Below are 26,923 nucleotides of genomic sequence, written 5' to 3'. Positions count from 1 at the left end.
GACCGCCTTCAAAAAAATGGTTTTCTAAACCAAATCCTAACAACAGCACATTTTAGTGACACTAAAATTGCAGCTAAGCGACATCGCAATTACATTGTAATACCAAAAAATAACCAGTTAGCCAGCTAAGCGTCTGGCGTCATGAGGATATGCTGTTGTCAGAGTTAATGTCCCTAACCCTTTTTCTTGCCTCCGTGGGCGTTTACGCCTGGAAAGCCGGTCGCAACACCTGGTGGTTTATCGCCACGCTGGTGGTGCTTGGCATTTTTATTGTTCTCAACATTACCTTGTATGCGAGCGATTACTTTACAGGCGACGGCATTAATGACGCGGTGCTTTATACTCTGACGAACAGCCTGACCGGCGCAGGTGTTGGTAAGTACATACTTCCAGGCCTGGGCATCGTGGTATCGCTGGTTGCTATTTTCAGCGCGCTCGCCTGGGTACTGCGTCGTCGTCGGCATCTTCCCCACCATTTTGGCTACAGCCTGCTGGCGCTATTTCTGGCACTGGCCTCAGTGGATGCCAGCCCGGCCTTCCACCAAATCACCGAGCTGGTCAAATCCCAGTCGCGCGATGGTGATCCTGATTTTGCTGCGTACTACAAAGAGCCATCGAAGAAAATCGCCAGCCCGAAGCTCAATCTGGTCTACATCTACGGTGAAAGCCTGGAGCGTACCTACTTTGATAATGACGCGTTCCCGAACCTGACTCCCGATCTTGGCCCGCTGAAAGACGAAGGCCTTGATTTCAGCCACACCATGCAGTTACCCGGCACCGATTACACCATCGCCGGTATGGTCGCTTCCCAGTGTGGTATTCCGCTATTTGCCCCGTTTGAAGGCAACGCGTCTGCGTCCATGTCGAGCTTCTTCCCGCAGAATATCTGTCTTGGCGATATCCTGAAAAACTCCGGCTACGAAAACTATTTTGTGCAGGGAGCTAACCTGCGCTTTGCCGGGAAAGACGTGTTCCTGAAATCACACGGTTTTGATCATCTTTACGGCGCAGAAGAGTTAAAAACCACGGTAGCCGACCCTGCCTATCGTAACGACTGGGGCTTCTACGACGACACCGTACTGGATGAAACCTGGAAGAAATTCGAAGAACTGTCCCGCTCAGGCCAGCGCTTCTCGCTGTTCGCCCTGACGGTGGACACACACCATCCTGACGGATTTGTGTCCCGCACCTGTCAGCGCAAAAGCTACAATATCAACGGTAAAAACAATAAGTCCTTTAGCGCCGTGACGTGCAGCCAGGAACATATCGCCGCGCTGGTCGAAAAAATTAAAGCCTCACCCTATTTTAAAAACACGGTGATTGTTGTCTCTTCTGACCATCTGGCGATGAAAAACAGCGCATGGGATGAGCTCAACAAACAGGACCGCAGCAATCTGTTCTTCATTCTGCGTGGCGACCAGCCGCAGCAGGATGTAATTGCCACCAAGCGTAACTCGATGGATAACGGCGCCACCGTGCTGGATATCCTGGGCGGTGATAACTTTATTGGTCTGGGTCGTAGCACCCTGTCAGGACAGTCGCTGTCGGAAGTGTTCCTCAACATGAAGGAAAAAATCCTCGCGTGGAAGCCTGATATCATTCGCCTGTGGAACTTCCCGAAAGAAATGAAAGACTTCACCATCGATCAGCAGAAAGGCATGATTGCCTTCTCGGGCAGCCATTTCCGCCTGCCGTTGCTGCTTCGCGTGTCGGATAACCGTGTAGAGCCGCTGCCGGAAAGTGAATACTCAGCGCCACTGCGTTACCAGCTGGCCGATTTCGCCCCGCGCGATAACTTCGTCTGGGTAGATCAATGCTACAAAATGGGTCAGCTCTGGTCGCAGCCGCTGTCGCTCTCAACCGACTGGTGCGTCTCCCAGGGGCAGCTTGGCGGGGAACAGATCGTTCAGCACATCGATAAAGCCCAGTGGAAAGGTAAAACCGCCTTTAAAGATACGGTCATCGACACAACCCGCTACCAGCGCAACGTCGATATGCTGAAAATCGTCGATAACGATATTCGTTACAAAGCCGACAGCTTTATCTTTAACGTGGCCGGTGCGCCGGAAGAGGTGAAGCAGTTCAGCGGGATCTCGCGCCCTGAGTCCTGGGGCCGCTGGTCCAATGCCCAGTTGGGTGATGAAGTGAAAATCGAATACGCCCATCCGCTACCGGAAAAATTCGATCTGGTGATCACCGCGAAGGCATTTGGCCCTAACGCCAATCACCCGATCCCGGTGCGGGTAGGTGATACCGTTCAGGCGCTGACGCTCGGCAATGATGTCACCACCACCACGCTGCATTTCGACAACCCGTCGCGCAGCAATACCCTGGTGATTGCGCCGCCAGACCCGCAGTCCACCAACGAAGGCAATATCCTTGGCCACTCGCCGCGTAAGCTGGGAATCGGGATGGTAGAAATTAAAATTGTAAGCAACGAAGGCTAATCACACTCCGCGCCCGGCATCCTGTCGGGCGCACAAACGACCATTCAAAATCCTATAAAATAATTATAAATTAGATTAAAGCTCTTTATATAAGGCAAATCTATTTATAAATATCCTGAAAGTCCCCCTCTCCCTACACTGCGTAACTCATCAATTCACGACGAGAACTCACGCAACCCTATCATGTTAACTGGCTACAAATTCGAATCCATCCGGACATTACATACTGAACATGTCATTGCCTGGGAAATGTTGTCCACGGCAAAACCGCACGTCAATCTTGAGCACTACTTCAGAACGATGTCCTTTGCACAGCGTAAACAGCATTTTTTTGCGCAGCTTCGCCACGCCATGAGTTGCAACGCGCGGAGGAAATATTATCTGAACGCCACCTCCGAACTGCTGCTGGAAGAGGAGTTCTACACCCGCCTGATTCTGGAAACTCCGCGCCCGGAAAAACTGGCCAGCAAAGTGCTGATTGAAGGCATTGAAACCTTTGCCGACTTCGCGCTTGCCCGCGCCAGCGCGGCGGATTACGGCCAGGGTTACCTGTGGAATAAGTAAATGAACCTGTCTCACACCACACGCGCCGATTATCAAATCATCATTCTGAGCGACAACTATTTCCTGTGGCTCGGCCTTAAAGCACTCATTTCGACAATGATGGCTCCCCGACCAGATATTTTCTGGAGCAATGGCGTAAGCCCGGAAAGTATTCTGCGAATGCGCGAACAGGTCATGAAAAGTTCGCCTCATAAACACAGCCTGGTCTTTACCGAAGCGTCCCGCGTCAATGACATCCAAATCTACTTGCCTTCTGAGCGGGTGAAAGTGATGCCGACCAACCTGTCCGTTTCGCAACTGATCCTGCGCTTAAGCACTGAAAATTTCACCAACGCAAGCGTGCCCAATGCCACCCTGACCCGTTCTGAGCTGCGGGTTTGCACGCTGATCAGCAAAGGGATTAGCCTGGTGCGTATCGCGCAACTGCTGAATAAATCACCCAAAACCATCTACACCCATAAGCGTAATGCGATGACGAAATTCCACTGCCACACCCTGGCGGAGTTTCACCGCAAAATCTGCCTGCTGGAACAGCAGTCACTCTATTTTTAACGGATAAAGACCATGAAACTTGCCCCCGCACTGTTCTGCTGCGCCACGCTTTTGCTTCCGGCCAGGGTGATGTCTGCGGATACCACCGCAACGGCGACCATGCACATCACGCTCGAAGTCGTGAAATCCTGCACCATTAACGCCAGCGACCTGAATTTTTCGCGTCATCGTTCTGATGAAACCGCTGAAATTCAGGCCAGCACGCAACTCAATGTCACCTGCACCAACGGCACGCTGCCCGGCGGGAACAGCCTTTTCGCCTGGACTGAGCACTGGCGCCCACGCCAGTAGCAACCAGCGCCAGGTCTGTAACAACGCAGGACAGTGCCTGCGCTACGGGGTGGTCCCCGCGCAACCTCTGACCGGCACAGGGGAGTTCAGTGATGACGTGGTGGTAACGCTCACTTATTAATCTGAACAAAAACCAGCGTGGATCAATGTTATCGGTAACAAGTCAGTTAAAATAACAACCTGACCTGATGAACTGTGCGTTCAACACTCACCGTTTGTATTCCGTTCCCTCTGCCTGTTTTGCCATTATCTATGAAATACCTGCTTGCTGATGTCCTCGTCTATAACGACGAAGACGGATCGTTTTCTCTTATCGGTGCGCCAGAAGAAGAGCCTCAGATGCTCACCGGCACGGCGAACGCCATCATGAAACTGCTGGTTGCCCGCCACGGTAATGTCATTGAGCGCGAAGGTTTTTTGCGCGATGTCTGGGACGAACGCGGTCTTCAGGGCTCGAATAATTCGCTCAACCAGTACATCAGCATTCTGCGCAAAATACTGGCAAGCTTTGTCCCCGATACCGGGTTTATCGTCACCGTGCCCAAAATGGGTTTTATGCTGAGTGCGGAAATTCCGGTCACCCCGCTACACCGTGCCGAAACGCAGAGCCTGCCAGTTAAAACACCGCTTCGCTGGCGATACGAACTGCTGTTTTGCAGCGCGCTGACGCTCTGCGTACTGGCGCTGTGCATCTGGTCATTCGTGATAAAGCAAAATCAGGATCACGCGAAAATGCACCTGCTGACTCACATCGGGGAATGCCCGGTCTACACCTTTGCCCCGCTGGCAGATGTGTTTCACAGCAAAGCAATCACGCTTGCTCAGAGGATCCAGCGCGAAGGCAACCTTCCCTGCCTGAAGAACTCCCTCTTTTACCTGCACATTCAAAATACGCTTTTCTATGGTGACGAAGGGCGGTTAGTACTTTCTCAATGCTCCCTGACGCAGGGTAAAGCCAGCACCTGCCGCACGCTATATTCTTACGAGGGGTAACCATGACGCGCAAAAAAATGGCGCTGATTATCGCCTTCAACCTGATCCTGGCCGTTGTGGCGCTACTCTGGTATCGCCACACCCCGCCGTTTTCCCTGGTCTGCCAGGGGAATCTGACCTTTTCCGACCTGCGTGTTACCAACCCGTTCCGCTTTGAAGGCGGCGTCACCCTGCGTTTTCATCCCGACGGCACCGGGTATTTCACCCTCAACGGAGACGTCATCAATGACCAGCATCAGTGGCAGGTTTCCCGCCAGGAAACATTTAGCTGGCAGCAAATGCAAAACTCGGTCTACGAAATCACCATGCTGAAGATTGAAAAGTTTGGTCACGATGAACTGCCAGCGGGCATTTTTGAGAAGTACATTGCAGGTTTAACGCTGGGCAAGAAACGGCAGATAACGCTGGAGCGCACGCCAGAAGATGCGATGGTGATCAGTAACTTCTACTCGCCACTGCTGATCTGCGCAGACTAAGCCGCGCAGAGCGGCAAAAAGAAAAAAACAGCGCCCAACCTACCCCCGGGCGCTGCATGGCAACTAGAAGGTAATCACCCCTTTTATAAGCTCGCGATTGTTAATCACATCGTTCTCATAATGTTCAGCAAGGGTGGCAAACGGATAACGGTGGGTCAGCATCATCTCGGCGGTCAATTTGCCTTCAGCCATCAGCCGCCCCACTTTGGCAAAATCTTCCGGCGTGGCGTTACGGCTGCCCATCATGGTGGTTTCTTTCTTGTGGAACTCAGGGTCAGAAAACTGTAAGTCGCCTTTAAACAGGCCGACAAAAACAATGCTTCCACCGTGGCGGATCAGGTTCACGGTATTATTCATCGCGCGAGCGTTGCCCGTGGCATCAATGACTTTTTGCGCCAGCGAACCGCCAAACTGCGCGCGCAGCATGGCATCAAAATCATCGGCGGACGGGTCAATAACCGGCACGCCCAGCCGGGCAATAACATGTTCCCGCCTTGCCGGGCTGGTATCTGCCACCACCACCTGCGCGCCATCGGCTTTGGCAATTGCCGCCGCGCCCAGGCCAATCGGCCCGGCACCGACCACCAGAACCTGCTCTCCTGCGGCAATAGCGGCCCGACGTACCGCATGAGCACTGATGGCATAGGGTTCAATCAGTGCTGCGGCCTGCGGATCAATGCCTTCCGCAACCAATAAATTATCAACCGGCACAGACAAATACTCACTGAAACCACCATCCTGGTGGACGCCAATCACTGAAATCTTCTCACAGCAGTTGGTCCGTCCGCTAAGGCAGGCCGGACACTGCTGACAGGCGACGTAGGGAATAACCGCAACCTGCTGTCCGGGTTTCACTTTTTTTATATTTCCTCCCAGCGCTACAACCTCACCACATATTTCATGGCCAAGCACCCGAGGGTAGCTGAAAAAAGGTTGATTACCGCCCCAGGCATGTATATCCGTGCCACAAATGCCTACTGTTTTTATTTTAATTAATGCCTCGCCGTTGCCTGGTGCTGGAATATCTCTTTCTTTCCAGATTAATTTCTTTGGCTCATGACAAATCAGCACATTCATTGTGGACATGGTTTTTCTCTCCCGTTTTTCTGTTGACTCAGATATCGATGAAAAATAAAGGGCAGGAGAAACCGAAAACATAAATTGTGAAAAGCCACTCATAAAAATGTTTTAAATCGGGTTTTAATACCCAAAAACGGAGGCCAGCATGAGTCGTTCACAAAATTTACGCCACAATGTGATTAACCAGGTGATTGACGATATGGCCCGCGGCCATATCCCCTCGCCGTTGCCATCCCAGAGCGCGCTGGCAGAAATGTACAACATCAGCCGCACCACGGTGCGCCACATCCTGAGCCATCTGCATGAATGCGGCGTGCTGACTCAGGTGGGCAGCGACTATGTCATTACCCGCAAACCCGATCATGACGATGGCTTTGCCTGCACCAGCCAGTCACTCACCGAACAGACCCGGCTGTTTGAGCAGGCTTTTTTCACCATGATCAATCAGCGTCAGCTGCGGGCAGGCGAGACATTCTCGGAGTTACAGCTGGCCAGAGCCGCAGGCGTCAGCCCGGTGGTAGTGAGAGAGTATCTTTTAAAATTCGGACGTTACAATCTCATCCAGAGTGAAAAACGCGGTCAGTGGAGCATGAAGCAGTTTGATCAGGCCTACGCAGAACAGCTGTTTGAGCTGCGGGAAATGCTCGAAACCCATGCCTTGCAGCACTTTCTCAATTTGCCCGATGATGACCCACGCTGGCTCGAAGCCAAAACCCTGCTGGAACGCCACCGGATGCTGCGCGACAGCATCGGCAGCAGTTTTCGCATGTTTTCCCAGCTCGACCGCGACTTTCACGCCCTGTTGCTTTCCGCTGCCGGTAATATCTTTTTCAATCAGTCGCTTGAGATAATTTCGGTGATCTTCCATTTCCACTATCAGTGGGACGAAAGCGATCTCAAACAGCGCAACATCATCGCGATAGATGAGCACATGACCATTCTCAGTGCCCTGATCTGCCGCAGCGACCTCGATGCCACCCTGGCGCTGTGTAACCATTTGAATTCAGCCAAACAATCGATGATTCGGTCGATCAACCAGAGCAGTGCCAGTGCGCATTAAGAACAGATTAAAAACAGCAAATGTCTATCAACCGCACGGTTTCATCAAATTTAAAACGCCGGGTAAATATCCATTACCTATGCTCACGAACAGTCGACTGAATTTAAAAACATTTCGTGAGCGGTGGAGAAGGTTATTTCACTACTGATTTTAAAAATCCATTTCGGGCAACAACAGATTGCCCGGACAATAAAAATATAACATTCAGGAGTCCGGCGTGGAAAAAAACAATATTACCCTGGATCCACGGTCGTCGTTTGATGCGGCCTCACCAAGCGATATTCCCGTCCCGCCAGAGGGAATGGTTCAGCGCAGTAGCAGAATAAAACGCATTCAGACAACCGCCATGTTCCTGTTATTTTTTGCGGCGGTCATAAATTATCTCGATCGCAGTTCGCTGTCGGTGGCGAATTTAACCATTCGTGATGAACTCGGGCTCAGCGCAACGCAAATCGGCGTGCTGCTATCCGTTTTCTCGCTGGCCTATGGGATAGCCCAGTTGCCCTGTGGCCCTCTGCTGGATCGCAAAGGCCCGCGGATTATGCTCGGCCTCGGGATGTTCTTCTGGTCGCTGTTTCAGGCCTGTTCCGGCATGGTGCACAGCTTTACGCAATTTGTGCTGGTGCGTATCGGGATGGGCATCGGTGAAGCGCCGATGAACCCGTGCGGCGTCAAGGTGATCAACGACTGGTTTAACATCAAAGAGCGTGGTCGCCCGATGGGCCTGTTCAATGCGGCATCCACTATTGGCGTGGCAATCAGCCCGCCTATCCTGGCGGCGATGATGCTGGTGATGGGCTGGCGCGGCATGTTTATCACCATTGGTGTGCTGGGCATCTTTCTCGCAATTGGCTGGTACATGCTCTACCGTAACCGTGAGCAAATCGATCTGACTGGCGTTGAGCAGGCTTACCTTAATGCCGGTAGTGTGAATACCCGCCGCGATCCGCTGAGTTTTGCCGAATGGCGCAGCCTGTTTCGCAATCGCACCATGTGGGGGATGATGCTGGGCTTCAGCGGCATCAACTACACCGCATGGCTGTATCTGGCCTGGCTGCCGGGCTACCTGCAAACCGCCTATAACCTGGATTTAAAAAGCACCGGCATTATGGCAGCCATCCCGTTCCTGTTTGGCGCAGCCGGAATGTTGATAAACGGTTTTGTCACCGACTGGCTGGTAAAAGGCGGTATGGCCCCCGTCAGGAGCCGTAAAATCTGTATCATCACCGGAATGCTGTGTTCGGCTGCTTTTACCTTTGTCGTGCCAAATGCCACAACCTCTATGGGAGCGGTACTGCTGATTGGTATGGCGCTATTTTGTATCCACTTTGCCGGGACTTCCTGCTGGGGCCTTATCCACGTTGCCGTTGCGTCGCGCATGACGGCGTCCGTCGGAAGTATTCAGAACTTCGCGAGTTTTATCTGCGCGTCGTTCGCCCCTGTCGTGACCGGTTTTATCGTGGATACCACGCATTCATTCCGCCTTGCGCTGATCATCTGCGGATGCGTCACGGCCATCGGTGCGCTTGCTTACATCTTCCTTGTGCGCCAGCCCATTAGCGACCCGGGAAAAAGTTAAGCGCTGGCAAATCCCGCTATACTTGCCGCCATGAAAATGACATTCCGCCCTACCACAAAGAATGACGTTGCCTGCCTGCCCGCCATCGAGCGCGCGGCGGGCCAGCGTTTTCGTGATTACCCTGAACTCGCCTGGCTTGCCGACAGTGACGGTATTTCCGTTGAGCAGCATCTCGGTTTTGCCGAACGCGGCCTGAGCCTGCTGGCGCTGGCAGACGAGCAGCCTGTTGGCTTTCTCCTTGCACAAGAACATCCCTTGTCGCTGTTTATTGTGGAACTGTCGGTGCATCTGGCGTGGCAGGGACAGGGAGTCGGTCGGCAGCTCATTGCCTGTGCAGGAGAACATGCCCGCACGCTGGGGCTGACGTCTCTGACATTGACGACATTTCGCGACGTGCCGTGGAATGCCCCGTTTTATGCACGGCTGGGGTTTGAAAGGGTGGATGCGTTAACGCCTGAACTGCGGCAGAAAAGAGAGGAAGAGGCCGCGCACGGTTTCGCGCATAACTCGCGATGCGCGATGCGGCTGCCTCTTAGTTAATTGTAACGAATCCCCGAACCGTAGGCCGGGTAAGGCGCAGCCGCCACCCGGCAAAAAAACACGGAGTTAGAACGTTTCCCAGTTATCGCCCGCATCGGCGGTCGCGGCTTTACGCGCCATCACCGGGGTCGCAACGGTTTTTGCCGAGCCGAACTCGCGCGCTTTCATCTGCTCTTGCTGAATGCGGAACACCGCAACAGCCTGAGTCAGACGGCTCGCCTGCTCTTCCAGCGCCGCAGCGGCCGCAGCAGACTCTTCCACCAGCGAGGCGTTCTGCTGGGTTACGCGATCCATCTCTGCCACCGCCAGGCCAACCTGGTCGATACCACGGCTCTGCTCGTCAGACGCAGAGGCAATTTCACCCATGATGTCGGTGACGCGAGTGACGGCATTAACGATCTCACCCATGGTTTCACCGGCGCTTTCTACCAGAGTAGAACCCACTTCCACACGGCCAACAGAGTCTTCAATCAGGCTCTTAATTTCACGAGCGGCCTGGGCGCTACGCTGTGCCAGGTTACGTACTTCACCCGCAACAACCGCAAACCCACGGCCCTGTTCACCCGCACGCGCGGCTTCTACCGCGGCGTTCAGTGCCAGGATGTTGGTCTGGAACGCAATACCGTCGATCACGCTGATGATGTCAGCGATTTTCTGCGAACTGCCTGCGATGTCACGCATGGTCTGCACCACGTTATCCACCACTTTACCGCCTTTCTGCGCGGTTTCAGACGCGCTCAGCGCCAGGTTGCTCGCCTGACGGGCGTTCTCGGCGTTCTGCTTAACGGTTGCGGTCAGCTGTTCCATGCTGGCAGCCGTTTCTTCCAGGGAAGCCGCCTGTTGCTCAGTACGGGAAGAGAGATCGTTGTTGCCCATTGAGATCTCGCTCGCGCCGCTGTAGATAGCGTTCGCGCCATTACGCACGTCGCCCACGGTACGCACCAGCTCACCCTGCATATGACGCAGTGTATCGGCCAGTTCACCCATCTCGTTGGTGCCTTCCACGTCAATGCGCTTCACCAGGTCGCCGCTGGCGATATGGCGAATGCTGTCGATCAGACGGTTCAGTGGGGAGATCAGCGCCTGTTTGATACCCAGCCAGACGGCAACAATCACCACCAGCACGGCGATCAGCACGCTAATCAGCACCCAGATAGCCTGCGCGTAAGAGCTGTTGCTGTCCTCAACGGCAGTCTTGTACAGCTGGTCGTTCTGTTGCAGGTAGTTTACGTACTGCTTCTCAAAACCGTCCTGGAAGCTCTGAGTCGGCTGGTCGAAGAAGGCGTTGATTTTACCTGCGCCCAGCAGCTGGATCAGCTCAGCCAGCGCACCGTGATAAATATCGTAATTACGTTTGATTTCCATCGCCGCCACATCACTTTGACGCGGGTCGCGTGGCAGGGCTTCGTAATCCGCCCAGTTTTTTTCCGCCTGTTTCAGGGACGCAGAGGCAATCTGCATTAAATCAGAAACGGTCGCGCCGCTGCCGATATTGCTCTGATCCATCATGTAGCGGATACCCGCACGGTTCAGGGTGTTACGGGTTTGCAGCAACGCCACCCAGCTGCCGTTCAGCGTGGATTGTTGCTGGCGAATAGTTTGCAGGACGGTGAAGTTCTCTTTGTCATGCTTCAGGGCATTGAAGAAAAGACCACCGGAGGTGAGTTGTAAGAGGCCAAAAATAGCTAAGACCAGCAATAAACTGGTGACAATCTTGATACGGTTTAACATGTTTTCTCTTTCCATCAGTCAGATAACAGAATTTTCGGCCTGGAAAAGGAAAACTTTACGAAAAACGTACTAACAAGAGGGACAAAATCCCCCTTGTTATGTTGATGAACCCGATGATTATTTCAGCAGCGCAGATATATCCCTGAAAAGTGAATGGGTTATCTCCACGCCGTCGCGATTTGCACGCTCGCGGGAATGGTAGCGACGCTCTCCCGGCAATCGCGCACCCTGCTGCTGCATTCCGCTAAAGAGCGTTTCGGCACGGGCCAGATGGGTTGCGGCGTCATCCCCCAGAAAACGCGCCGGGTCGAGTGCCAGGATCAGCTCACCGCCGTAAGGCAGGCCGCCTGCCCCGTTATCCCACGCCAGCGATTCCGTACTGGTCATATCGCCGATCAGCGGCCCGGCAAGCAGTTCCACCATCGCCGCCAGCGCCGAGCCTTTATGCCCGCCGAAGGTCAACATCGCACCGTCGAGAATAGCCTTAGCATCGGTGGTCGGGTTGCCCTGGGCATCGATCCCCCACCCTTCCGGCACAGCCTTACCCGCACGCTGATGCAGCTGGATCTCACCACGCGCCGCCGCACTGGTGGCCATATCAAAAATAAACGGCGGTTTATCGCCGCGCGGCCAGCCAAAGGCAATCGGGTTGGTGCCAAACAGCGGCTGCGTACCACCCGCAGGGGCCACCCACGCATGGCTTGGCGTGGTCGCCAGCGCCACCAGGCCAGCCTCCGTCAGCGGTTCGACGTCCGCAAACAGGGCGGAAAAGTGCACGCAGCGATTAATCGCCAGTGCGGCAATCCCACTGTGCCGCGCCTTTTCCATCAGCAGCGGCAGCGCACGTTCGAACGCCAGCAGGGAAAATGCCCCGCCAGCGTCCGCTTTCACAATGGCGGGCGCGGTATCGGTGATAACCGGCTCCACGTCTGGCGACACCTTTCCTTTGCGCAGCGTTTCAACAATGCCCAGCAACCGCCACAAACCGTGCGAAGCGCAGCCATCGCGCTCGCCGTGGGTGACGTTTTTCGCCACCGCGGCGGCGTGCGCCTCGCTGAATCCGTTCCCGCGCAGCACGTCATATGCCAGCGCATAAGCCTCTGTTAATGAGAGGTTTACCATCTCCATGACCGACTCCTCTACTCTTCTTCGTCTCCGGTAAAGTTAGCCTGTGGCAGGCAGGTTCGCTCGCCCCAGTAGTAAATTCCCAGCGACATCACCGCCACCAGCACCGTATCCCACGGATGACCAATCACTCCTGTACCGCCAAAACTGCCAAGCCAGGAGAAAAGCATAATCAGCGCGTAGAACGCGATTAGCCACAGGGACGATTTCACCTGCTGCGCCAGGCTCACGGTGTGGACAGGCACTTTTGATTTACACAGCACGTAGACCACAAACATCACAATCTGCAATCCCAGCAACCATGACAGCGTACCCCAGCCAGACCAGAAGACAATCAGCGCTGAAATCACAAACGACACCGGGCCGATAATCCCAAAGGCACGCACCCGGAACGGGCGTGGCAGATCCGGCGCATTACGGCGCAACCCTGCTGCCGTGACCGGGGCAATGGCATAGCTCAGCACCAGCGCGGCCGACACCACGCTAATCAGTTGCTCCCAGGACGGGAACGGCAGCGTCCAGAAGATAGACAGGGCGAAGGTCAGCCACAGCGCCGGACGCGGAATACCCGACTCTTTATCAATATGGGTGAACGCCTTAAAGAAGGTCCCTGCTTTCGCCCAGCCATAAATCACGCGCGGGGTGGCGTTCATATAGATATTGCCGGTGCCGCTTGGGGAGACAATCGCGTCACACACCACCATAAATGCCAGCCAGCCCATACCGAGCGTAATGGCGATATCGCGGTACGGCAGCGAGAACTGTTTGCTGATTTCCGCCCAGCCGCTGCCAAGCATTTCTGTTGGGATACTGCCAAGAAACGCCAGTTGCAGCAGCACGTAGATAATCGTCGACAGCACCACCGATAAAATCAGCGCCACCGGGATTGTCCGCTGTGGGTTTTGCACTTCGCTCGCCACCGAGATAATCGGCGTCAGCCCCAGGTAGGCAAAAATAATCCCCCCGGCGCTGATCGCCGCCTCAACGCCGGACATACCAAACGGTGCAACTCCCTGCACGTGCAGATTTTCAGGCTTGAAAAAGGTAAACAGAGTGACGACAACCGCCAGCGGCACCAGAAACTTCAGAATACTGATGATGTTGTTGGAGCGGGCGAACGTTTTGACGCTGTAGTAGTTCAGGCCAAAGAAGAAACAGAGCAGTAAAAACTGTACCACCCAGCCCAGCAGCGTCGGGGCGCTAGAGCCTGGCTGCGTCAGCATCGGGAACCAGGCTGCCGCATACTGACGCGCGGCAACAATCTCAATAGAGATCAGGCTTGAGAACGCAATCAGCGTAATAAAGCCCAGCAGATACCCCATCAGCTCACCGTGGGAAAACACCGGATAGCGGATAATTCCCCCGGCGCGCGGCAGCGCCGCCCCCAGTTCGCAATAGACAATCCCCAGCAGCAGTACGGCAATCCCGCCGATAACCCACGAGGCGATCCCTGCGGGTCCGGCAATAGAGGCCACATGGCTTGCGGCAAACAGCCAGCCGGAGCCGAAGATCGCCCCAAGACCAATAAACGTCAGGTCGGTTAACGTCAGCTGCTTTTTAAATTTCCCTGACTCAACAACGCGGGACGATGTTTGATGCGTAGAGTGAATCGTCATGGTCATGCCCTTCAGTCAACAGAGGGGGAAATGGCTTCCCGGGTCCACTGCCCGTTAATCAGGCGCAGCAGGTTCAGAGGGTTAGCATCCTGGACAGCAGGCGGCAGCAGTGCGGCGGGCACATTTTGCAGGCACACCGGACGCAAAAAACGTTCGATGGATTTACTTCCAACGGAGGTCCCGCGTGAATCGGTGGTGGCAGGCCACGGGCCGCCATGCACCATCGCATCGCACACTTCCACGCCGGTCGGGTAACCGTTGAACAGCACGCGTCCGGCTTTTTCGCTCAGGGCAGGCAGCAGGCGTTGTGCCAGCGGGCCGTCGTCAGATTCCGCGTGAACCGTTGCGGTCAGTTGGCCCTGAATGGCACGCAGAACTGCCTGCATTTCTGCCTCGTCGGCCACTTCTACCAGCACCGCCAGCGGGCCAAACACCTCGTGCTGCAACAGAGGTTCCTGCGCCAGCAACAGCGAGACCGGGGCCTGATACAGGCGCGCCTGTGCCTGCCCGCGAACCGCCTCATCGTTGCCCGCCAGCCGTTGCATGTCGGGATGTGCCTCAAACGCGCTGACGCCATCTTGATAATGGGCAAGCGTCGGGGCATTGAGCATGGTCTGCGCCGGAGCCTGATCCACCTCCTCTTTCAGCGTCTGCGTGAAGCGGCTCATACCTTCACCCCGCAAGACGAGGATCAACCCGGGCTTGGTACAAAACTGGCCGCAGCCGAGAGTAAAAGAGGCTACCAGCGCCTTCGCCAGCCCCTCTGCCCGGGTGGCTAACGCCTGCGGCAGAATAATCAGTGGGTTAATGGCCGACATTTCCGCAAAGACCGGGATCGGCTGCGGACGCTGCTGCGCAAGCTGCCAGAGCGCCTTACCCCCGCGCAGCGAGCCGGTAAACCCGACCGCCTGGATCGCCGGATGACGCACCAGCTCCGCGCCAATGTCGGTGCCGAAAATCATGTTAAATACGCCCGCAGGCAGTGCGGCTTTTTCCACCGCACGCACAATGGCCTGGGCGGTGAGCTCCGCCGTCGCCATATGCCCCGGATGGGCTTTCACCACCACCGGACAGCCCGCCGCCAGCGCGGAGGCGGTATCGCCCCCCGCGGTGGAAAACGCCAGCGGGAAATTGCTGGCACCGAAGACCGCCACCGGGCCCAGCGCCGTCAGGTACTGGCGCAGATCCGGGCGCGGCAGCGGCTGGCGCGCAGGCAGAGCGGTATCGATACGCACGCCGAAGGCATCCCCGCGGCGCAGCACGCCGGCGAACAGGCGTAGCTGATTACTGGTCCTGGCGCGCTCTCCCTGCAAGCGTGGCAACGGCAGCGCCGTCTCCTGGTGCGCGATGGTAAAAAAGTCCTCGCCGAGTAAATCCAGCTCGTCGGCGAGGGTATCGAGAAAGCGGGCGCGCGCCTCAGGCGAGGTCTGAGAATAAACAGGGAACGCCTGTTCGGCCGCCAGTGCCGCAGCGGCGGCCTCCTCGCGGGAGGCCGGGTAAAAGCGGTATCCGGTGGGTTCACCGTCAGCGGCACGCAGGCCCGGCAGCGTCGCCTCACCGCTTGCCACGCGGCGTCCGGCGATAAACTGCTGGCCTGTTACACAGAGAGGTAAAGTCATCGTCACTCCTTTCCTTAAAGGCCGACGTCTGGCAGCTGTGGGCGAGTCGCCAGCGCCTTCTCGACAATCGCTACCACTTCTGCACGGGTGTCCCCTTCCAGCGCCAGGCGCGGCGGACGGGTAATCTCGCTACCACGGCCCAGCAGCTCCTCGCAAAGTTTGATGCACTGCACCAGATCCGGGCGCGCATCCAGATGCAGCAGCGGCATAAACCAGCGGTAAAGCGCCATCGCTTCTTCATAGCGCTGCTGTTTTGCCAGGCGGAATAACGTTTCCCCTTCGCGCGGGAACGCGTTCGACATTCCGGAGATCCAGCCTTCCGCCCCCACGGCGATGCTCTCAACCACCACGTCATCCAGCCCGGCGAACAGCACAAAGCGGTCGCCAACGGAATTACGCAGGTCGATAAAACGGCTGGTATCACCGGAAGAGTCTTTAAAGCAGACGATGTTGTCGCAGTCGGTGAGTGTCGCCAGGATATCCGGCGTCACGTCGTTTTTGTAGATTGGCGGGTTGTTGTAGACCATGATTGGCAGGTCAGTGGCGGTTGCCACGCTGCGGAAGTGGGCCGCAGTTTCATGCGGTTTTGAAGAGTAAACCAGCGCGGGCATCACCATAATGCCGTCCACACCCACACGCTCGGCCTCTTTCGCCATCTTCTGCGCAAAGGCGGTGGTAAATTCAGCGACACCGGCAATAACCGGGATCTGGCCGCCCGCAGCGTCTTTCGCTACTTCGATAATTTGCAGCTTTTCCTGCGTGGTCAGAGAGGTGTTCTCGCCCACGCTGCCGCACACCACCAGGCCGGAAACACCATCCTTGACCAGGTTTTTCATCACCGCATGGGTGGCATCCAGATCGACAGAGTAGTCGCGACGAAACTGGGTACTGACTGCCGGGAATACACCGCTCCAGTGAATGGCTTTCTTGCTCATGTTCGGTTCCTTGTCGTCAATTTGTTAAATCAAAGTGAATGAATGGTGAATATTCACTGACAGATTGACGTTTCAGGCGGCCAACGGCTTGGTGGTTTTCCTCCCCTTTGATGACGAAATTAGCACAGTGCGTTTCTCTTACCCGGCCAGCGTGACGCGAAAATCACGCGGTGTGGAGCCGGTCATGGCCTTGAACTGGCGGCTAAAAGCGCTGTGATCGGTATAGCCACATTGCAGGGCAATATCGGTAATCGGCGTATCGCCCGCCAGCAATTCGGTCGCTTTTTCCAGCCGGACTTTGTGGATCATCTGACGCGGGGTGAGGTGAAAAATACGCTTACAGTAGCGTTCGATTTGCGCCACTGACATGCCGCTCAGCGCGGTGAGCTCCTCCATCGCGATCGGCCGGTGATAATGATTGCGAATATGCTCGTCGACGATCGCCAGCCGCTGCCACGCCGGGTGGCGCGCCTGCGCTTCCTGAAGGTCGTGAGAAATGCCCGCCATGCCGATCACCTGACCCTGGGCATCCCGCAGCGCCAGCTTCTGGGTCAGACACCAGCCGCGCTCGCGGCCATTGTAGAGATGCATCTCCAGCTGATCGCGCAGCGTCACGCCTTCGCGCAGCACCCGCATATCCTGCTCGGTATAGCCCTGCCCCAGCGCGGAAGGGAAAACATCGGCAGAGGTTTTCCCCAGCAGAGAAACCACCGTCTTAAACCCGCAACGCCTGGCCAGGGTCATATTGACCATCAGATAGCGCGCCTGCACGTCTTTGACAAAAAACACCACATCAGGAATGGCATTCAGCAGCGGTGCAATCAACGCCATTGCATGAAGCAACGTCTGAATATTGTCCGGACGCTGACGCGCCAGCCCTTCACAGATCTGGCTCAGTTCAGCCACTTCCAGCGCTGGCGAGGGTGCCAGCACATCATCAATAACACAGGACATAACGCTTCCTCCCGATTAGTGAGCTGGATCTTTATTAACTTTTCGTTAACTCATCAAGCGCCCTAACCACGTTTTGCGATCCTGCCACAGGTTTATGATTTACCCTGTTTCATCCACTGGCGCTGTTGCCTTTTTTGGTTTACCACACCATCAACAGAATGATTAATAAGAAATAAATATGAATTTCACTTAAGAATGAAACCGGTCACTGTGCTGATTTCGTCATTTCTGGTGGCGAAAGCGATCAAGCAGGAATGCCAGCCTTACGCCAGCATTTAGCAACAAGGTATTAACTTTCCGGAGATCCCATGACAGCGCAGCACAGCGAACTGAGAGTAATTGACTCCCACACCGGCGGCGAACCAACCCGCCTGGTGATCGACGGTTTTCCGGATCTGGGCACAGGAAATATGGCCGAGCGCCGGGATCGCTTCGCCCGCGACTATGACGACTGGCGCAAAGCCATCATCCTTGAGCCGCGCGGTAACGATGTCCTGGTCGGTGCCCTGCTCTGCGAGCCGCTGTCACCGCAGGCCACGGCGGGGGTAATCTTCTTCAACAACAGCGGTTTTCTGAACATGTGCGGCCACGGCACGATCGGCCTTATCGCCTCGCTGGCCTGGCTTGGGCGTATTCAGCCGGGTAAACATCTGATTGAAACCCCGGTGGGTGATGTGACCGCCACGCTGCACGCGGATGGCAGCGTTTCGGTAGAGAACGTCCCGGCGTATCGCTGGCGCAAACAGGTGCAGGTTGAAACCACACACGGCACGGTAACGGGCGATATCGCCTGGGGCGGGAACTGGTTCTTCCTCGTCAACGATCATCCGTTCGCCGTGATACCGGACCAGATCCCGCAGTTAACGGAGTATGCCTGGGCAATCCGGGAAGGGTTAGAACGTGCGGGCATTCGTGGCGAACATGACGGCATTATCGACCATATTGAACTCTTCGCAGAAGATGACCGGGCAAACAGCCGCAGCTTTGTGCTCTGCCCGGGTAAAGCCTGGGATCGCTCCCCCTGCGGCACCGGCACCAGCGCCAAGCTGGCCTGTCTGGCCGGGGACGGCAAACTCAGGCCCGGGGAAAGCTGGCGGCAGGCGAGCATCATCGGCAGCGAATTTACTGCCCATTTCGTGCCGCATGGCAGCAAAATCATCCCGACGATCCGCGGTGAAGCGTGGGTCTGCGGCGATAACCGGCTGATCCTCAATCCGGACGATCCGTTCCGCTGGGGGATCACGTTGTGACCGAAACCGACGTCATTGTCATTGGAGCCGGGATCATCGGTGCTGCCTGCGCCTGGCAACTGGCAAAGCGCGGGCAGCGGGTCACGCTGGTAGACGACGGCAACGCGGGCGCAACGGCGGCAGGGATGGGGCATCTGGTGTGTATGGATGACGATCCCGCTGAACTTACCCTCTCAGCCCGGTCGCTGGCGCGCTGGCGGGAACTGACGCCCCACATGCCGGAAAGCTGTGCCTGGCGCGGATGCGGCACGCTGTGGCTGGCGGAAACGCCACAGGAGCTTGAGCTGGCAGAGGAAAAACAACAGCGGATGGCGCAATACCAGGTCGCCAGCGACATGCAGACCCGCGACCAGCTTGCCGCACGTGAACCCCTGCTCACCTCCCGGCTCAGCGGCGGGCTGTGGGTGCCCGGAGACGGAATTGTTTACGCGCCGAACGTCGCCCGCTGGTTTATTGAGGATGCCGATATCACGCATCTTCATGACCGCGCCCTCGCAGTCGATGCCCCTTACGTCACCCTGCACAGCGGCAAACGCCTGCGGGCGGGCACCATCGTCATTGCCTGCGGGCTGGGCGCCAACAGGCTGCTGGATGAAAACTGGCTGCGGGCGAAAAAAGGCCAGCTGGCGATCACCGATCGCTACGGCCCGTTGCTCAGCCATCAGCTGGTCGAGCTGGGGTACGGTGCCAGCGCTCATGCGGGTGGCACGTCGGTGGCGTTTAATATCCAGCCGCGCCCGACCGGGCAACTGCTGATTGGCTCTTCCCGCCAGTTCGACAACACCGACCGCGAGATAGATCTGCCTCTTCTGGCAACCATGCTGGCGCGTGCGCGTCATTTTTTACCCTCGCTGGAGAGTCTGAATATCATCCGCTGCTGGAGCGGTTTTCGTGCCGCATCGGCAGACGGCAACCCGCTCATCGGCCCGCATCCCACGCGCCCGGGAGTCTGGCTGGCGCTGGGGCACGAAGGGCTGGGCGTCACCACCGCCCCCGCAACCGCCGAACTGCTCTGCGCACAGATCCTCGGCGAACGTCCGCCCGTTTCCCCGGATGCCTGGCTCCCCGCGCGGCTGCACAAACATGAGGCCATCGCATGACAACCCTGAACCTGATTATCGAAGGTGAACCCTGTGACGTTCCTGCGGGCATCAGCATCGCGGCGGCGCTGGCACTGACGGGCGATAGCGTAACGCGCCGTTCGGTCAGCGGTGAGCCGCGCGCCCCCTTCTGCGGCATGGGCATTTGCCAGGAGTGCCGCGTTACGGTGAATGGATGCCGGGTACTGGCCTGCCAGACGGAATGCCAGCCCGATATGGTGATAGAAAGGAGCCAACATGCGCACGTTTGACTGCGAGATCCTTGTCCTCGGCGCAGGGCCAGCCGGGCTGTCGGCGGCACTGGCCGCCGCACGTTGCGGAAAATCAGTGATAATTCTCGACGACAACCCGCGTCCTGGCGGACAAATCTGGCGCGATGGCCCGCAGGTTTCGCTGCCTCCGCGCGCCTTACGTCTGCGTCAGGCGGTGGCGGAACAGCCAGCCATTACGTTGCTTAACGGTGCCCGGCTGATTGCCCGCCCTGAACCGCATTCCGTGGTGTTTGAAACCGCAGACAGTTGCGGCGCGATCCGCTGGCAGCGGCTGATTTTATGCTGCGGCGCACGGGAACTCTCCCTGCCGTTTCCTGGCTGGACGCTTCCTGGCGTAACGGGGGCCGGTGGGTTACAGGCGCAGATTAAACACGGCCTGCCGCTCAACGGCGAGCGGGTGGTCATCGCCGGTAGCGGGCCGCTGCTGCTGGCGGTTGCCAGTACGGTGAAACGCGCAGGCGGGAATATCGTTGCCATCATCGAACAAGCGCCGGTGAGCGCGCTGGCCCGGTTCGCGGCAGGGCTCTGGCGCTGGCCAGAAAAACTGTTCCAGCTCGGCGAGCTTTTTCCGGCCCACTATCGCCCGGCAAGCCAGGTTATCCGTGCCCGGGGAGAGGCACATCTTCAGTCCGTGACCGTACGCCACGGCGGGAAAAATCAGGAGATAGCCTGTGACAGGCTGGCTATCGGCTACGGACTGGTGCCCAATCTCGAGCCGGGGCTTATCTTCGGCTGCGCAACCGAAAATCAGGCTATCCGGGTCGATGCTTCTCAACGCACCAGCGTGGAGGATATCTATGCTGCGGGAGAATGCACCGGCTTTGGCGGCAGTGAGCTGGCACTGGCCGAAGGGGAAATTGCGGGCTATATCGCAGCGGATAACCCCGGGAAGGCAGAAAAAGCCCTCGCCGCCCGTACACGCTGGCAGCGTTTTGCCCGGGCGCTCCATGCCACATTCGCCTTACCGGAATCGCTAAAAGACGTTACCACTGCCGACACCCTGCTCTGCCGCTGCGAAGATGTACGCTGTGGCGATGTGCAAAATGCCGAAAGCTGGCAGGCGGCGAAGCTCGCCTCGCGCTGTGGCATGGGCGCCTGTCAGGGGAAAACCTGCGCCACCAGCGCCCGCTGGCTGTACGGCTGGCCGCTGCCGCACCCGCGCGAGCCACTTTCCCCCGCGCGAATCGACACGCTTATCCATCTGGCAAAGCCGGAGGGCTGAGTTACTCGTCTTCCCCGCGTTCGGCGATATGGCGGTTGCCGAGCGCGATAAACTCTTCCAGCAGCGCCGTCAGCTGCTGCATTTTCTCCGGCGTGTATTCCGCCTCAATCTGCTGATAAGCCTCTTCCACCTGCGCCTGGGCGTGTTCATACAGCGCGTTACCCTCTTTGGTCAGCGACACGTACAGCTTGCGCTGGTCGTTCACCGGCTTTAAGCGTAGCACCAGCCCGTCGCGCTCCATGCGCGTGAGAATGCCCGTCAGGCTCGGGCGCAGAATGCAGGTCCGAAACGCCAGATCGTGAAAATCCATCGAAGGATGTTCAGCCAGCACGCGCACAATCCGCCACTGCTGTTCGGTCAGGTTATGCCGCTTCACAATCGGGCGGAAGTAAGACATCGCCGCTTCCCGCGCCTGTAATAACGCGATGGTTAATGAGTCATGCATAGCCACTCCCGGAAATCATTAACAAGTAAACAATTCAAAAAAGCTGTTTTTATAAACAACACGTTTTCTGGCAAAAAGTCTAACAGAAACAACGGATTTTTATTAACACACTGATAAATATATCATTTTAATTATATATGTAAATTTATTGTTATTCCTATCACAAAATTTTCACTTCTGATTGCGAAACAAACAGCAAAAGCATAAAACCAGATCATTAACATATTAATGAAATCATAATCCGGACCTCCGGCCTGAGGAGTAGTCAATGAAAGGTACTGTTTTTGCCGTCGCGCTGAATCATCAAAGCCAGCGTGAAACCTGGCGTGAAGCGTTTGAAAAAGCCCCCTATAACACCCCGCCGAAAACCGCCGTCTGGTTTATTAAACCGGGCAACACCGTTATTCGTGCCGGCGACCCCATCCCGTTCCCGCAAGGTGAAACGGTGTTAAGCGGGGCCACGGTCGCGCTGGTGGTGGGGAAAACCGCCCGCAAGGTGCAGGCTGAAGACGCGGCGGAGTACATCGCCGGATACGCACTCGCAAACGAAGTGAGCCTGCCGGAAGAGAGCTTCTACCGCCCGGCCATCAAAGCCAAATGCCGTGACGGCTTCTGCCCTCTGGGTGAGCTTGTGGCGGTTGATAACGTCGATAACCTGACCATCATTACCGAAATCAATGGCCGTGAAGCAGACCACTGGAACACCGCAGATTTACAGCGCAGCGCCGCCGAACTGCTCAGCGCCCTGAGCGAATTTGCCACCCTGAACCCTGGCGATGCCATTTTGCTCGGCACACCGCAGGCCCGCGTGGCGCTGCGTCCGGGCGATCGGGTGCGCATTCTGGCCGAAGGTTTCCCGGCGCTGGAAAACCCGGTCGTCAACGAACGCGATATCGCCCCTGCGCAAGGCCCACATTCACACCCTACGCTGTTTGCCCTGGGGCTGAACTACGCCGATCACGCCAGCGAGCTGGACTTCAAACCACCCACCGAGCCGCTGGTGTTTATCAAAGCCCCGAACACCTTTAACGGTGATAACCAGACGTCAGTCCGCCCGGACAACGTTGAATATATGCACTACGAAGCGGAGCTGGTGGTGGTCATTGGCAAAACTGCGCACAAGGTGAGTGAAGCCGAGGCGATGGACTATGTCGCGGGCTATACGGTCTGTAACGACTACGCCATCCGCGACTACCTCGAAAACTACTATCGCCCGAATCTGCGGGTGAAAAGCCGTGACGGGCTGACGCCGATTTCCCCCAACATCGTGGCGAAAGCAGCCATTCCCGACCCGCACAACCTGGCCTTGCGCACCTTCGTTAACGGCGAATTACGCCAGGAAGGCACCACGGCAGACCTGATCTTCAGCATCCCCTTCCTGATTGCGTACCTGAGCGAATTTATGACCCTGCAACCGGGGGACATGATTGCCACCGGCACGCCGAAAGGGCTTTCCGACGTGGTGCCTGGCGACGAAGTGGTGGTGGAAGTGGAAGGCGTGGGCCGCCTGGTGAACCGAATTGTCAGTGAGGAGACGACAAAATGAAAAAGATAAACCATTGGATCAACGGCAAAAACGTAGCGGGAAGTGACTACTTCCACACTACTAATCCAGCCTCTGGCGAGGTACTGGCAGAAGTGGCCTCCGGCGGTGAAGCCGAGGTAAATCAGGCCGTTGCGGCGGCAAAAGAGGCGTTCCCGAAATGGGCTAACCTGCCGATGAAAGAGCGCGCGCGCCTGATGCGCCGCCTGGGCGATCTGATTGACCAGAACGTACCTGAAATAGCCGCCATGGAAACCGCCGACACCGGTCTGCCCATCCACCAGACCAAAAACGTGCTGATCCCGCGCGCCTCGCACAACTTCGAGTTCTTCGCCGAAGTGTGCCAGCAGATGAACGGCAAAACCTACCCGGTTGATGACACGATGCTGAACTACACCCTGGTGCAGCCGGTGGGCGTTTGTGCGCTGGTATCACCGTGGAATGTGCCGTTTATGACCGCCACCTGGAAAGTCGCGCCGTGTCTGGCGCTGGGCAATACCGCGGTGCTGAAGATGTCTGAACTTTCCCCGCTGACTGCCGACCGTCTGGGCGAGCTGGCGCTGGAAGCCGGTATTCCGGCGGGCGTGCTGAACGTGGTGCAGGGCTATGGCGCGACAGCAGGTGATGCGCTGGTGCGTCACCACGATGTGCGCGCCGTCTCCTTTACCGGCGGTACCGCCACCGGGCGCAACATCATGAAAAATGCCGGGCTGAAAAAGTACTCGATGGAGCTGGGCGGCAAATCACCGGTACTGATTTTTGAAGATGCCGATATCGAGCGCGCGCTGGATGCCGCCCTGTTCACCATCTTCTCTATCAACGGCGAGCGTTGCACCGCGGGCTCGCGCATTTTCATTCAGCAGAGCATCTACCCGGAATTCGTCAAACGTTTCGCCGAGCGCGCCAACCGCCTGCGCGTGGGCGACCCAACCGATCCGAACACGCAGGTCGGTGCGCTGATTAGCCAGCAACACTGGGAAAAAGTCTCGGGTTATATCCGCCTCGGTATTGAAGAGGGTGCCACCCTGCTGGCGGGCGGGCCGGACAAACCCACCGACCTGCCTGCACACCTGAAAGGCGGTAACTTCCTGCGCCCGACCGTGCTGGCCGATGTGAACAACCGGATGCGCGTGGCCCAGGAAGAGATCTTCGGGCCGGTGGCGTGCCTGCTGCCGTTTAAAGACGAAGCAGAAGGTCTGCGCCTGGCCAACGACGTGGAGTACGGTCTGGCGTCCTATATCTGGACCCAGGATGTGAGCAAAGTGCTGCGTCTGGCACGCAATATCGAAGCCGGCATGGTGTTTGTGAACACCCAGAACGTGCGCGACCTGCGCCAGCCGTTTGGCGGCGTGAAGGCCTCCGGCACCGGGCGCGAAGGTGGCGAGTACAGCTTTGAAGTGTTCGCCGAAATGAAAAACGTCTGTATCTCTATGGGCAACCATCCGATTCCAAAATGGGGGGTCTGATATGGGTACGTTAGCGTTAGCGGCAAAAATCACCCACGTCCCGTCGATGTATCTTTCTGAGCTGCCGGGGAAAAACCACGGCTGCCGTCAGTCGGCCATCGACGGACACAAAGAGATCAGCAAGCGCTGCCGCGAGCTGGGCGTCGATACCATTATCGTTTTCGACACCCACTGGCTGGTGAACAGCGCGTATCACATTAACTGTGCGGATCATTTTTCTGGCCTCTACACCAGCAACGAGCTACCGCACTTTATCCGTGACATGACCTATGACTACGACGGCAATCCAGAACTCGGTCAGTTGATTGCCGACGAAGCGGTGAAGCTCGGCGTGCGGGCCAAAGCGCATAACATCCCGAGCCTGAAGCTGGAGTACGGCACGCTGGTGCCGATGCGCTACATGAACAGCGACAAGCACTTCAAAGTGATCTCGATTTCGGCGTTCTGCACCGTGCACGACTTCGCCGACAGCCGCAGACTCGGTGAAGCTATCGTCAGCGCGATTGCGCAATACGACGGCACGGTCGCCGTGCTGGCCAGCGGTTCCCTGTCGCACCGTTTTATCGACGACCAGCGTGCAGAAGAAGGGATGAACAGCTATACCCGCGAGTTCGACCGCCAGATGGACGAGCGCGTGGTGAAGCTGTGGCGCGAAGGCCAGTTCAGGGAGTTTTGCAGCATGTTGCCGGAGTATGCTGACTACTGCTACGGCGAGGGCAATATGCACGACACGGTGATGCTGCTGGGGATGCTCGGCTGGGATAAATACAACGGCAAGGTGGAGTTTCTCACCGAGCTGTTCGCCAGCTCCGGCACCGGCCAGGTCAACGCTGTTTTCCCGCTTCCCGCGTAAGGAGCCACCATGCCGCATTTTATTGCTGAATGTACCGACAATATCCGCGAGCAGGCCGACCTGCCGGGATTGTTCGCCAAAGTGAACGAGGCGCTCGCCGCCACGGGCATTTTCCCGCTCGGCGGTATCCGTAGCCGCGCACACTGGCTGGATACCTGGCAGATGGCCGACGGTAAGCACGATTACGCGTTTGTGCATATGACACTGAAAATAGGCACCGGGCGCAGCCTGGAAAGCCGCGAGGCGGTGGGAGAGATGCTGTTTGGGCTTATCAAAACGCATTTTGCAGAGCTGATGGAAAGCCGCTATCTGGCGCTGTCGTTTGAGCTCGACGAACTGCACCCGACGCTCAATTACAAACAAAACAATGTGCACGCACTGTTTCGCTGAGGTCTTTTATGCTCGATAAACACACCCATACCCTGATCGCACATCGTCTGCACCAGGCGGAGCAATCCCGCGAGCAGATCCGCCAGATCTCGCTGGATTACCCGACGATCACCATCGACGACGCCTACGCCGTACAGCGCGAATGGGTAAGCCTGAAAATCGCCGAAGGCCGCGTGCTGAAAGGCCATAAAATCGGCCTCACCTCCAAAGCCATGCAGGCCAGCTCGCAGATAAGCGAACCGGACTACGGCGCGCTGCTGGACGACATGTTCTTCCACGACGGCAGCGACATTCCCGTCGATCGGTTTATCGTCCCGCGTATTGAAGTGGAGCTGGCGTTCGTGCTGGCCAAACCGCTGCGCGGCCCTAACTGCACGATCTTCGATGTCTACAACGCCACAGACTATGTGATCCCGGCGCTGGAGCTGATCGACGCCCGCTGCCACAACATCGATCCCGACACCCAGCGCCCGCGCAAAGTGTTCGACACCATTTCCGATAACGCCGCCAACGCCGGTGTGATCCTCGGCGGACGGCCGATTAAACCCGACGAGCTGGATCTGCGCTGGATCTCCGCCCTGCTCTATCGCAACGGCGTGATCGAAGAAACCGGCGTCGCCGCAGGCGTACTCAACCACCCGGCGAACGGCGTGGCGTGGCTGGCAAACAAACTGGCGCCGTACGACGTGCAGCTTGAACCGGGGCAAATCATCCTCGGCGGTTCGTTTACGCGCCCGGTGGCCGCCAGCAAGGGCGACACCTTCCACGTGGACTACGGCAACATGGGCTCGATTAGCTGCCGCTTTGTGTAGGAGTTCAC

The 26,923-nt window shown here is 57.0% G+C and carries 25 protein-coding genes and 1 pseudogene; 18 read left to right on the top strand and 8 right to left on the bottom strand.

Going from position 1 to position 26,923, the window contains the following annotated elements; all coding sequences use genetic code 11:
• Positions 1-155: 155 nt before the first annotated feature.
• The 6 genes and pseudogenes from opgB (at position 156) to ACS603_RS16650 (ending at position 5,323) form a co-directional block, all read left to right on the top strand.
• Entirely contained in the window at positions 156-2,447 is a 2,292-nt protein-coding gene (opgB, locus tag ACS603_RS16675; protein WP_315687805.1) for a phosphatidylglycerol--membrane-oligosaccharide glycerophosphotransferase, read from the top strand.
• A gap of 183 nt (positions 2,448-2,630) precedes the next feature.
• On the top strand, positions 2,631-3,011 hold the full coding sequence (locus ACS603_RS16670) for a hypothetical protein (RefSeq protein ID WP_182059473.1): 381 nt from the start codon (positions 2,631-2,633) through the stop codon (positions 3,009-3,011).
• Positions 3,012-3,563, top strand: a complete 552-nt coding sequence (locus tag ACS603_RS16665) for a helix-turn-helix transcriptional regulator (protein WP_474944606.1) — start codon at positions 3,012-3,014, stop codon at positions 3,561-3,563.
• Positions 3,564-3,575: 12 nt separating this feature from the next.
• Positions 3,576-3,797, top strand: a pseudogene (locus ACS603_RS16660) (spore coat protein U domain-containing protein); the annotation flags it as partial.
• Positions 3,798-4,106: 309 nt separating this feature from the next.
• On the top strand, positions 4,107-4,847 hold the full coding sequence (locus tag ACS603_RS16655) for a winged helix-turn-helix domain-containing protein (protein ID WP_182059471.1): 741 nt from the start codon (positions 4,107-4,109) through the stop codon (positions 4,845-4,847).
• Positions 4,848-4,849: 2 nt separating this feature from the next.
• Complete coding sequence (locus ACS603_RS16650; protein WP_315687801.1) at positions 4,850-5,323, top strand: hypothetical protein; 474 nt, start codon at positions 4,850-4,852, stop codon at positions 5,321-5,323.
• 63 nt (positions 5,324-5,386) lie between these two features.
• On the opposite strand, the gene ACS603_RS16645 is transcribed toward ACS603_RS16650, so the two are convergent.
• Positions 5,387-6,409 carry a zinc-binding alcohol dehydrogenase family protein gene (locus ACS603_RS16645; RefSeq protein WP_474944605.1) on the bottom strand — a complete coding sequence of 341 codons (1,023 nt, stop codon included), beginning with the start codon at positions 6,407-6,409 and terminating at the stop codon, positions 5,387-5,389.
• Between the two features lie 139 nt (positions 6,410-6,548).
• On the opposite strand from ACS603_RS16645, the gene ACS603_RS16640 reads away from it, so the two are divergent.
• The 3 genes from ACS603_RS16640 (at position 6,549) to ACS603_RS16630 (ending at position 9,582) form a co-directional block, all read left to right on the top strand.
• Positions 6,549-7,463: a GntR family transcriptional regulator gene (locus ACS603_RS16640; RefSeq protein WP_182059468.1), complete on the top strand. Its 915-nt coding sequence runs from the start codon at positions 6,549-6,551 to the stop codon at positions 7,461-7,463.
• 217 nt (positions 7,464-7,680) lie between these two features.
• Complete coding sequence (locus ACS603_RS16635; protein ID WP_315687799.1) at positions 7,681-9,042, top strand: MFS transporter; 1,362 nt, start codon at positions 7,681-7,683, stop codon at positions 9,040-9,042.
• A 30-nt stretch (positions 9,043-9,072) separates the two neighbouring features.
• Entirely contained in the window at positions 9,073-9,582 is a 510-nt protein-coding gene (locus tag ACS603_RS16630) for a GNAT family N-acetyltransferase (protein ID WP_474944604.1), read from the top strand.
• A 66-nt stretch (positions 9,583-9,648) separates the two neighbouring features.
• Here the strand turns inward: ACS603_RS16630 and tsr are convergent, their stop codons facing one another.
• The 6 genes from tsr to ACS603_RS16600 all read right to left on the bottom strand — a co-directional run bounded on the left by tsr (position 9,649) and on the right by ACS603_RS16600 (position 17,562).
• On the bottom strand, positions 9,649-11,313 hold the full coding sequence (gene tsr, locus ACS603_RS16625; RefSeq protein ID WP_474944603.1) for a methyl-accepting chemotaxis protein: 1,665 nt from the start codon (positions 11,311-11,313) through the stop codon (positions 9,649-9,651).
• Between the two features lie 117 nt (positions 11,314-11,430).
• Complete coding sequence (locus tag ACS603_RS16620) at positions 11,431-12,441, bottom strand: Ldh family oxidoreductase (RefSeq protein WP_182059464.1); 1,011 nt, start codon at positions 12,439-12,441, stop codon at positions 11,431-11,433.
• An 11-nt stretch (positions 12,442-12,452) separates the two neighbouring features.
• A complete protein-coding gene (locus tag ACS603_RS16615; RefSeq protein WP_474944602.1) occupies positions 12,453-14,054 on the bottom strand; it encodes an APC family permease in 1,602 nt (533 codons plus the stop codon).
• 11 nt (positions 14,055-14,065) lie between these two features.
• Positions 14,066-15,673, bottom strand: coding sequence for an aldehyde dehydrogenase (NADP(+)) (locus tag ACS603_RS16610; RefSeq protein WP_474944601.1), 1,608 nt, complete (start codon positions 15,671-15,673; stop codon positions 14,066-14,068).
• 14 nt (positions 15,674-15,687) lie between these two features.
• The gene (locus tag ACS603_RS16605; protein ID WP_182059462.1) at positions 15,688-16,608 is read right to left on the bottom strand and encodes a dihydrodipicolinate synthase family protein; all 921 of its coding nucleotides are present in this window, start codon (positions 16,606-16,608) and stop codon (positions 15,688-15,690) included.
• A 138-nt stretch (positions 16,609-16,746) separates the two neighbouring features.
• Positions 16,747-17,562, bottom strand: coding sequence for a helix-turn-helix domain-containing protein (locus ACS603_RS16600; RefSeq protein WP_315687793.1), 816 nt, complete (start codon positions 17,560-17,562; stop codon positions 16,747-16,749).
• 308 nt (positions 17,563-17,870) lie between these two features.
• On the opposite strand from ACS603_RS16600, the gene ACS603_RS16595 reads away from it, so the two are divergent.
• Genes ACS603_RS16595 through ACS603_RS16580 form a run of 4 tightly spaced genes read left to right on the top strand, consistent with a single transcriptional unit; the run spans position 17,871 to position 21,406 of the window.
• Positions 17,871-18,812, top strand: coding sequence for a 4-hydroxyproline epimerase (locus ACS603_RS16595; RefSeq protein WP_315687792.1), 942 nt, complete (start codon positions 17,871-17,873; stop codon positions 18,810-18,812).
• Complete coding sequence (locus tag ACS603_RS16590) at positions 18,809-19,912, top strand: NAD(P)/FAD-dependent oxidoreductase (protein ID WP_474944600.1); 1,104 nt, start codon at positions 18,809-18,811, stop codon at positions 19,910-19,912. Before ACS603_RS16595 ends, ACS603_RS16590 begins: the two co-directional genes overlap by 4 nt.
• Positions 19,909-20,163 (top strand): (2Fe-2S)-binding protein, encoded by a 255-nt coding sequence (locus tag ACS603_RS16585; protein ID WP_474944599.1) that lies wholly within the window; start codon positions 19,909-19,911, stop codon positions 20,161-20,163. Before ACS603_RS16590 ends, ACS603_RS16585 begins: the two co-directional genes overlap by 4 nt.
• The gene (locus tag ACS603_RS16580) at positions 20,150-21,406 is read left to right on the top strand and encodes an FAD-dependent oxidoreductase (protein ID WP_474944598.1); all 1,257 of its coding nucleotides are present in this window, start codon (positions 20,150-20,152) and stop codon (positions 21,404-21,406) included. Before ACS603_RS16585 ends, ACS603_RS16580 begins: the two co-directional genes overlap by 14 nt.
• A gap of 1 nt (position 21,407) precedes the next feature.
• On the opposite strand, the gene hpaR is transcribed toward ACS603_RS16580, so the two are convergent.
• Entirely contained in the window at positions 21,408-21,851 is a 444-nt protein-coding gene (gene hpaR / locus ACS603_RS16575) for a homoprotocatechuate degradation operon regulator HpaR (RefSeq protein WP_182059456.1), read from the bottom strand.
• Positions 21,852-22,119: 268 nt separating this feature from the next.
• On the opposite strand from hpaR, the gene hpaG reads away from it, so the two are divergent.
• From hpaG to hpaH, 5 genes are read left to right on the top strand one after another with little or no spacing between them, the layout of a single operon-like run.
• Positions 22,120-23,397, top strand: a complete 1,278-nt coding sequence (gene hpaG, locus ACS603_RS16570) for a 4-hydroxyphenylacetate degradation bifunctional isomerase/decarboxylase (protein WP_474944597.1) — start codon at positions 22,120-22,122, stop codon at positions 23,395-23,397.
• Positions 23,394-24,860 carry a 5-carboxymethyl-2-hydroxymuconate semialdehyde dehydrogenase gene (gene hpaE, locus ACS603_RS16565; RefSeq protein ID WP_182059454.1) on the top strand — a complete coding sequence of 489 codons (1,467 nt, stop codon included), beginning with the start codon at positions 23,394-23,396 and terminating at the stop codon, positions 24,858-24,860. Before hpaG ends, hpaE begins: the two co-directional genes overlap by 4 nt.
• Position 24,861: 1 nt before the next feature.
• Positions 24,862-25,713 carry a 3,4-dihydroxyphenylacetate 2,3-dioxygenase gene (gene hpaD, locus ACS603_RS16560; protein ID WP_474944596.1) on the top strand — a complete coding sequence of 284 codons (852 nt, stop codon included), beginning with the start codon at positions 24,862-24,864 and terminating at the stop codon, positions 25,711-25,713.
• 9 nt (positions 25,714-25,722) lie between these two features.
• Entirely contained in the window at positions 25,723-26,103 is a 381-nt protein-coding gene (locus tag ACS603_RS16555; RefSeq protein WP_446492082.1) for a 5-carboxymethyl-2-hydroxymuconate Delta-isomerase, read from the top strand.
• Positions 26,104-26,111: 8 nt separating this feature from the next.
• Positions 26,112-26,915, top strand: a complete 804-nt coding sequence (gene hpaH, locus ACS603_RS16550) for a 2-oxo-hept-4-ene-1,7-dioate hydratase (RefSeq protein WP_108089514.1) — start codon at positions 26,112-26,114, stop codon at positions 26,913-26,915.
• Positions 26,916-26,923: the final 8 nt, after the last annotated feature.

The organism is Enterobacter sp. Li2LvB3 (assembly GCF_056156645.1).
This window is presented reverse-complemented; position numbering and strand designations above follow the sequence as displayed.